Raw genomic sequence first — 6,384 nt, 5'->3', positions numbered from 1 at the left:
CATATGAACACATCCATAAAAACTTATAAAGTAACTACCGAACTTTGGACTTTCCTACTTTTTGCAAGGTTATCCACTTTATAAGCCAATACTTGGTTTACTTGCGTTATGTTCCATATGTCCTCTAGCGCTTCCTTCATACCTTATCGTTGCCAATAACGCACTTGCATTCGAGTTGTCTTCCTATCGGGACGGCGACGCAGGCTTCTTTCAGCCTGCCGGCTCAGCAAACATGCTGGGCGAACAAAAAGGATGCATCTCTTTATTTAGACGCATCCTTATTAACACTATCTATTCAAAATCTTCAATCCTTATTACATTATCTATGCAGTGAACTGAACTTAATTTTTGTAATTCATCTATAGACTGCTTTAATTGCTTTTCTGTACATTTATGAGTAACTAAAACAAGTGTAACTTTACTTTCACTCTTAATTACTTCCTTTTGTATTACAGAACGAAGACTTACATTAGTATTTCCAAATACAGAACTTATATCACTTAAAACACCTGGTTCATCTTCAACCTTTGCTCTAATGTAATATTTACTCTTAATTTCTTTAACAGACATAACTTCTTTTTTCCACAAGTTATTCTTTTCAACTACTGATGCATTATCACCATCTACATCTGATCTTACAATTGATACTATATCTGCAACAACAGCACTTCCTGTTGGAAGATCTCCTGCTCCTCTTCCATAGAACATTAAATCTCCTACTGCATTACCTTTTACAAATACAGCATTAAATGAATCAAATACATTAGCAAGCGGATGTGTTTCTGGAATCATTGTTGGGTGAACTCTAAGCTCTAATCTTCCATCTACATCTTTTGCTATTGCTAGAAGCTTTATTACTCTTCCAAAGCTCTTTGCATATTTCATATCTTCATCTGTTATTTTTGTAATGCCTTCTCTATATACCTTATCGCTATCTATCTTAGTTCCAAAGGCAAGAGAAGCTAAAATAGCTAATTTATATTGAGCATCAAAACCTTCTATATCTGAAGTTGGATCTGCTTCTGCATATCCTTTTTCTTGAGCTTCCTTTAATACATCTTGGAACTTACTTCCTTCAAGTTCCATCTTACTTAAAATAAAGTTAGTTGTTCCATTTACTATACCATATAATTCTTGAATTTTATTAGCTGTAAGACTTTCATTTATTGTTTGAATTATTGGAATTCCACCTGCAACACTTGCTTCATAATTAAGCATTACACCTTCTTTATCAGCATTCTTATAAAGAGTATCTCCATCTGTTGCTAAAAGCATCTTATTAGCTGTTACTACATGTTTTTTCTTTTTCATAGATTCAAGAATATATTCTCTTGCTGGTTCTATTCCACCCATTACTTCAACAACAATTTTAATTGAATTATCCTTTAAAATATCATTAAAATCAGTAGTAACTATTTCGTCAGGTACATTAATCCCTCTATCTTTATTTTTATTTCTAACAAGGATTTTTGCTATTTCAACCTTACATCCTGAACGCTTCATAATTTCTTCTTCATTCTCTTTTAAAATCTTCCAAACTCCACGACCAACATTACCTAATCCTAGTAAGGCTATTTTTACTTTTTTCATCTATACATTTCCCCCTTTTTAGTCCCCAACTTATATACTATATAATTATATTACTTTTTTTCATTATTTTCTATAGTTTTTATATTTTATTGATAACACTCCAATATATTCAATAGAAGATTTCATAATATTTGTCCTATTTATTATAAATTTCATAACAGATTGAATATACTCTCATAGTAAAAAATAAACATAAATATAAGCAAGTAATTATAGGAGTATAAAATATGTATCTTAATCAAGAAGTAATGCCTATATTTCTTTCATTATTAGCAGGACTTTCTACACTTATAGGTGCATTCATGGTATTTTTTTCAAAAACTCAAGATAAAAAACTAATAACCTTTGCTCTTTCCTTTTCTGCTGGTGTAATGATTACTATATCTTCTACAGATCTTCTTCCAACAGCTAGCGAAACACTGAATAAAATATATGGAAAACTAAATGGTGGTTTTCTTTCTATATTATTTTTAATAATTGGAGTTATAATAGCTTTTTTAATTGATAACTTTATTCCTGAAAATGAGAATATAGGAGTAAATACTGATAGTAATAATAATTTATTTAGAGTAGGTTTTGTATCTATGATTGCTCTAATGTTTCATAACTTTCCTGAAGGTATTGCCACATATATATCAGGCTTCCAAGACACTGCCCTTGGCATTACTATTGCTATGGCTATTGCCCTTCATAATATTCCAGAAGGGGTTTCTATAGCCATGCCAATATATTATTCAACAGGAAGTCGAAAAAAAGCATTTTTCTATACCTTTATATCAGGAATAGCAGAACCTGTAGGTGCTATTATGTCCTTTCTTTTTCTAAAACCTTATATTAATGATTTTATATTAAGTGTAGTTTTTGCATTAGTAGCTGGAATAATGATTTATATTTCTTTTGCAGAACTTATTCCTGAAGCAAAATCCTATAATCATAATTTAATTTATATTTTTTCTTTAATATTAGGTATATGTATAATGCCAATAAGCCACTTATTCTTATAGCACTAATATAAAATCAGCTGTAGAAAATCTACAGCTGATTTATTACATGTTAATTAATATTTCATTAATTTCTTCACTTACTCTTATTCTTTCATCATATATCCACTGAAAATCAAATTTCAAGTTGAATAATTTATTAAATGAATAGTACATATTAATTTTTTGATAGTATATTTCAAGTTCATCTAATACACCACTATTTATTGATGGTCTTGTTATTGTTTTAGATTTAGCTATAAATAATTCATCTACATAGAATAAGAATTGCTCCATTAATTCATCACTTGTTACATCAAAAGGAACTTTTAAAAGTTTCCACTGAACCTCTTCCATTAGCTTATAGCTCTTTAATTTTTCAAGGACTATTATATAATCTGATATATCCATCTTTCTATAATAGTCAAGCTCTTCTTTTCTTGCACTCCAAAGAGCTAGCTTTTCAATTAAAGGAAGAGTTTTAATTCTAAGTATTGCATCTGATGGTCCTATTACAGCCTCAGTTATTTCTCTATCCTGTTCTAATATCTTATCTCTTACAAACTTATTATTTCTAGCTGAAGTTACATACCCAGTATCATAAATACCTATACGTCCTGCTCTTCCTGCTATTTGTTTTACTTCTTGAGATGTTAAATCACGAATTTCTTCTCCATCAAATTTCTTTGTTGATAAGAATATTATTCTTCTTATAGGAAGATTAACTCCCATTCCAATAGCATCTGTTGTTATAAGCAGCTTTGTTTCTCCTTTAGTAAACTGTTCATACTGCATTCTTCTAACTTCTGGTGGAAGATCTCCATAAATAATACTTGCTCTTTCTCCTCTTTCAGCGTATTCCTTAGCTAAAGTTAATACCTTCTTCTTAGAAAATAAAACTATTGCATCTCCATCTTGAATGTCGTTTTGATTAAATTCATTTTCTTCCACAACTAAAGGTATCTTTCTCTTATACTCATGTATTTCATAATCATCCCTGCAATCTTTAAGCATTGTTTCAATAATGTATTTAGCATTCATAGCTCCACATATATGTATTTCCTTAGCTCTTATTCCAAGGACAGCTCTACTCCATGCAGCTCCTCTTTGAGAATCATCTATCATTTGAATCTCATCAATTACTGCAACTTCATATTGTTTTTTTAAATTAAGCTTTTCAATAGTACAAGACATATGTGTAGAACCTTCATGTACTATTTCCTCTTCACCAGTAGCTAAATCACATAATATACCCTCATTATTTAGTCTTTCATAATTTTCAAGAGCTAATATTCTAAGAGGTGATAAATAAACACCATTTTTACAAGTTTTTAATCTTTCTATGGCATTATAAGTCTTCCCTGTATTAGTATCTCCTAAATGAATAACAAACTTTCTTCTCATACCTCTAGCTTCTCTGTATTCATCCTTAGGATTCATTGGAAAATTTTCTTCAAATTCCTTAGAAATCATCTTTGGTATATGTTTTTTTGTAAGAACAGTTAATATTCCTGAATTTAAAAGGACTTTGTAATTTCCTCTTGCAACTTCATAATAATCAAAATCGCAATTATTTTTTCTATTATAATCTTCTATTATTCTTTTTCCTACATATTCTAAAGCTTCATTATATCTATCAGATACATCTTCAAAATCCTTGAAGCCTTCATTTTCCATCTCATTTAAAAGTAATATCTTTTTTCTTAAAGTAGACTCATGTTCATGCAAAGCTCCACCCTTTGAATGATGGACAATTTCTTCTATTTGATTAATTTGACTTTTTAACTTTTTATATTCTCTATGGGCTGCATTTTTCTTCATGTATTTCCTCCCTTATCTCTTAACATTAATTAATGTACTAAAATAAACTCTTTACTATATTATACTATATTTAATAATTTCAAATACACTAAATAAAAAAACACTAACACATTTACTAACCTTTCATATACTGTTTATGTATAATTATTTTAATATTCTATCTTAACAGGAGGAACCTATATGTTTGGATATATTACCCCTGTACAAGGTGAACTTACAGTAAATGATTTAAATAAATTCAAAACTTACTACTGTGGATTATGTTTATGTCTAAAAAACAAGTTTGGTAATATACCACGTATTTTCCTAAACTACGATACAACTTTCTTTGCTGTATTTTTAGATGGTTTATGTAAAGGTAGCCCTAAGGAAAAATCATCAAACTGTATAAGACATCCCTTTACAAAAAGAAATTTCATATATGATAACGAAGCATTAGATTATGCTGCAGACTTAAACATTACCTTCGTATACTACAAACTTTTAGATAATATACTAGATGCTAATGATTTAAAAAGTTTAGGTTCTTCAAAAGTTCTTAAATACTATTATAGTAAAATTACAAATAAAAAATTAAAGGATACCATTTTTAATTCACTATCTGATCTTCATACCTTAGAAAAAAGCAGATTGTCCTACCCAATAGATACTATATCCCATCCTTTTAGCCACATTACAGGAAGTATTATGAGAGACTTTCCAGGACAGCTTACGGATGACTCTGAAAAACTTAGAGAAACCTTATATAACTTTGGCTATTCCTTTGGGAAATGGATTTATCTTATAGATGCCTTAGATGACTTAAAAGAAGATTTAAACTGCCATATGTTTAATCCTTTAGAAAAGGCTTATAATAAAAATTATACTTACTCTATCCTTGTAGAAGCTGTAAAAGAAAATTTAGACTTCACCATATTAAATTTAATAAATAACTGCAATAGCATAATAGAAAAATTACATTTTTATAAAAATGAAAGCATAATAAAAAATACTATTAACTTAGGACTAATTGATACATACATGAACATTTTATATAAAATTTGATATATTAATACTATGAATATATAATGAGGAGTTTATTATATGGATCCTTATAAAGTTTTAGGAATATTACCCCACTCATCTGATTCTGAAATTAAGGAAGCTTATTCTAACCTTATGAATACTTATAATTTAGATGATCTTCAAGATGATTCTGTAAAACTAATGTATGAAGAAAAAATAAATGAAGCAAATGAAGCTCTGCGTGTTATCACAGATAATAGAACATTAGAAAAAGTAAGAGATTTAATTGAAAGTGATGATTTTATTGCTGCCGAAGCTAATTTAAATTTAATATCTGATTCTCATTCAGCTGAATGGAACTATTTAAAAGGAATTCTTTTAATAAAGAAAGGCTGGATTGATTCAGGAGTAAATCACATAAAAAGAGCTGCAAATATTAATCCATATAATGATGAGTACATTACTACTATTCAAAAACTTAATCAGAAATTAGTTCCTTTAAAAAATAATCATCAAAGACAAACTCAAAATAATTCTTCACTATGTTCTAATAATAACAGTGGAAATAAAGGAGGATTATGCTAATAAAGACTGGCTTTATACCAGTCTTTATTTTATAACTAATCTTCTTTTATAAGCTCATTTTTTATAGGAGTAGTCTCTTCTCTAGATAATAATTTTTTTATATTCTCACTAGATGCTATTTTTTCTTCTACAAATTTATTAACTTCATTTTCTGCATCTATTAGCACTTTTAGACTACTTTCTACAACTATATCCTTATTTACATAACTACTTTTACTGCTTTTCTTAGAAGAACTTTGGGCTTTTTTCATAAATTCACTAAAAGATGAATGAGCATTGGTATTAACTTGATTCTTATTAATATCACCTTTATTAACTTCTTTTACCATATGCATATTTTCATATTCTATTCTATCTAATTGAACTTTTTTATTATTATCCATATAGATTCACCTCCTAATTT

General features: G+C 28.6%; 6 protein-coding genes. 3 read left to right on the top strand and 3 right to left on the bottom strand.

Going from position 1 to position 6,384, the window contains the following annotated elements; all coding sequences use genetic code 11:
- Positions 1–291 precede the first annotated feature (291 nt).
- Entirely contained in the window at positions 292–1,590 is a 1,299-nt protein-coding gene (locus BM384_RS02965; protein ID WP_090010915.1) for a homoserine dehydrogenase, read from the bottom strand.
- 227 nt (positions 1,591–1,817) lie between these two features.
- Between BM384_RS02965 and zupT the strand changes: the two genes are divergently transcribed.
- Entirely contained in the window at positions 1,818–2,594 is a 777-nt protein-coding gene (gene zupT / locus BM384_RS02960) for a zinc transporter ZupT (RefSeq protein ID WP_090010913.1), read from the top strand.
- A gap of 42 nt (positions 2,595–2,636) precedes the next feature.
- Here the strand turns inward: zupT and BM384_RS02955 are convergent, their stop codons facing one another.
- Positions 2,637–4,391 carry an SUV3 family DEAD/DEAH box RNA helicase gene (locus tag BM384_RS02955; RefSeq protein WP_090010910.1) on the bottom strand — a complete coding sequence of 585 codons (1,755 nt, stop codon included), beginning with the start codon at positions 4,389–4,391 and terminating at the stop codon, positions 2,637–2,639.
- Positions 4,392–4,571: 180 nt separating this feature from the next.
- Here BM384_RS02955 and BM384_RS02950 point away from each other — a divergent pair, with 180 nt between their 5' ends.
- Both BM384_RS02950 and BM384_RS02945 read left to right on the top strand, forming a co-directional pair.
- Positions 4,572–5,435 (top strand): DUF5685 family protein, encoded by an 864-nt coding sequence (locus BM384_RS02950; protein ID WP_090010908.1) that lies wholly within the window; start codon positions 4,572–4,574, stop codon positions 5,433–5,435.
- Between the two features lie 39 nt (positions 5,436–5,474).
- On the top strand, positions 5,475–5,981 hold the full coding sequence (locus tag BM384_RS02945; protein WP_090010907.1) for a J domain-containing protein: 507 nt from the start codon (positions 5,475–5,477) through the stop codon (positions 5,979–5,981).
- 35 nt (positions 5,982–6,016) lie between these two features.
- Here the strand turns inward: BM384_RS02945 and BM384_RS02940 are convergent, their stop codons facing one another.
- On the bottom strand, positions 6,017–6,364 hold the full coding sequence (locus tag BM384_RS02940) for a hypothetical protein (RefSeq protein ID WP_090010905.1): 348 nt from the start codon (positions 6,362–6,364) through the stop codon (positions 6,017–6,019).
- Positions 6,365–6,384 lie beyond the last annotated feature (20 nt).

It is taken from the genome of Clostridium sp. DSM 8431 (assembly GCF_900116755.1).
Lineage (GTDB): Bacteria > Bacillota > Clostridia > Clostridiales > Clostridiaceae > Clostridium.
This window is presented reverse-complemented; position numbering and strand designations above follow the sequence as displayed.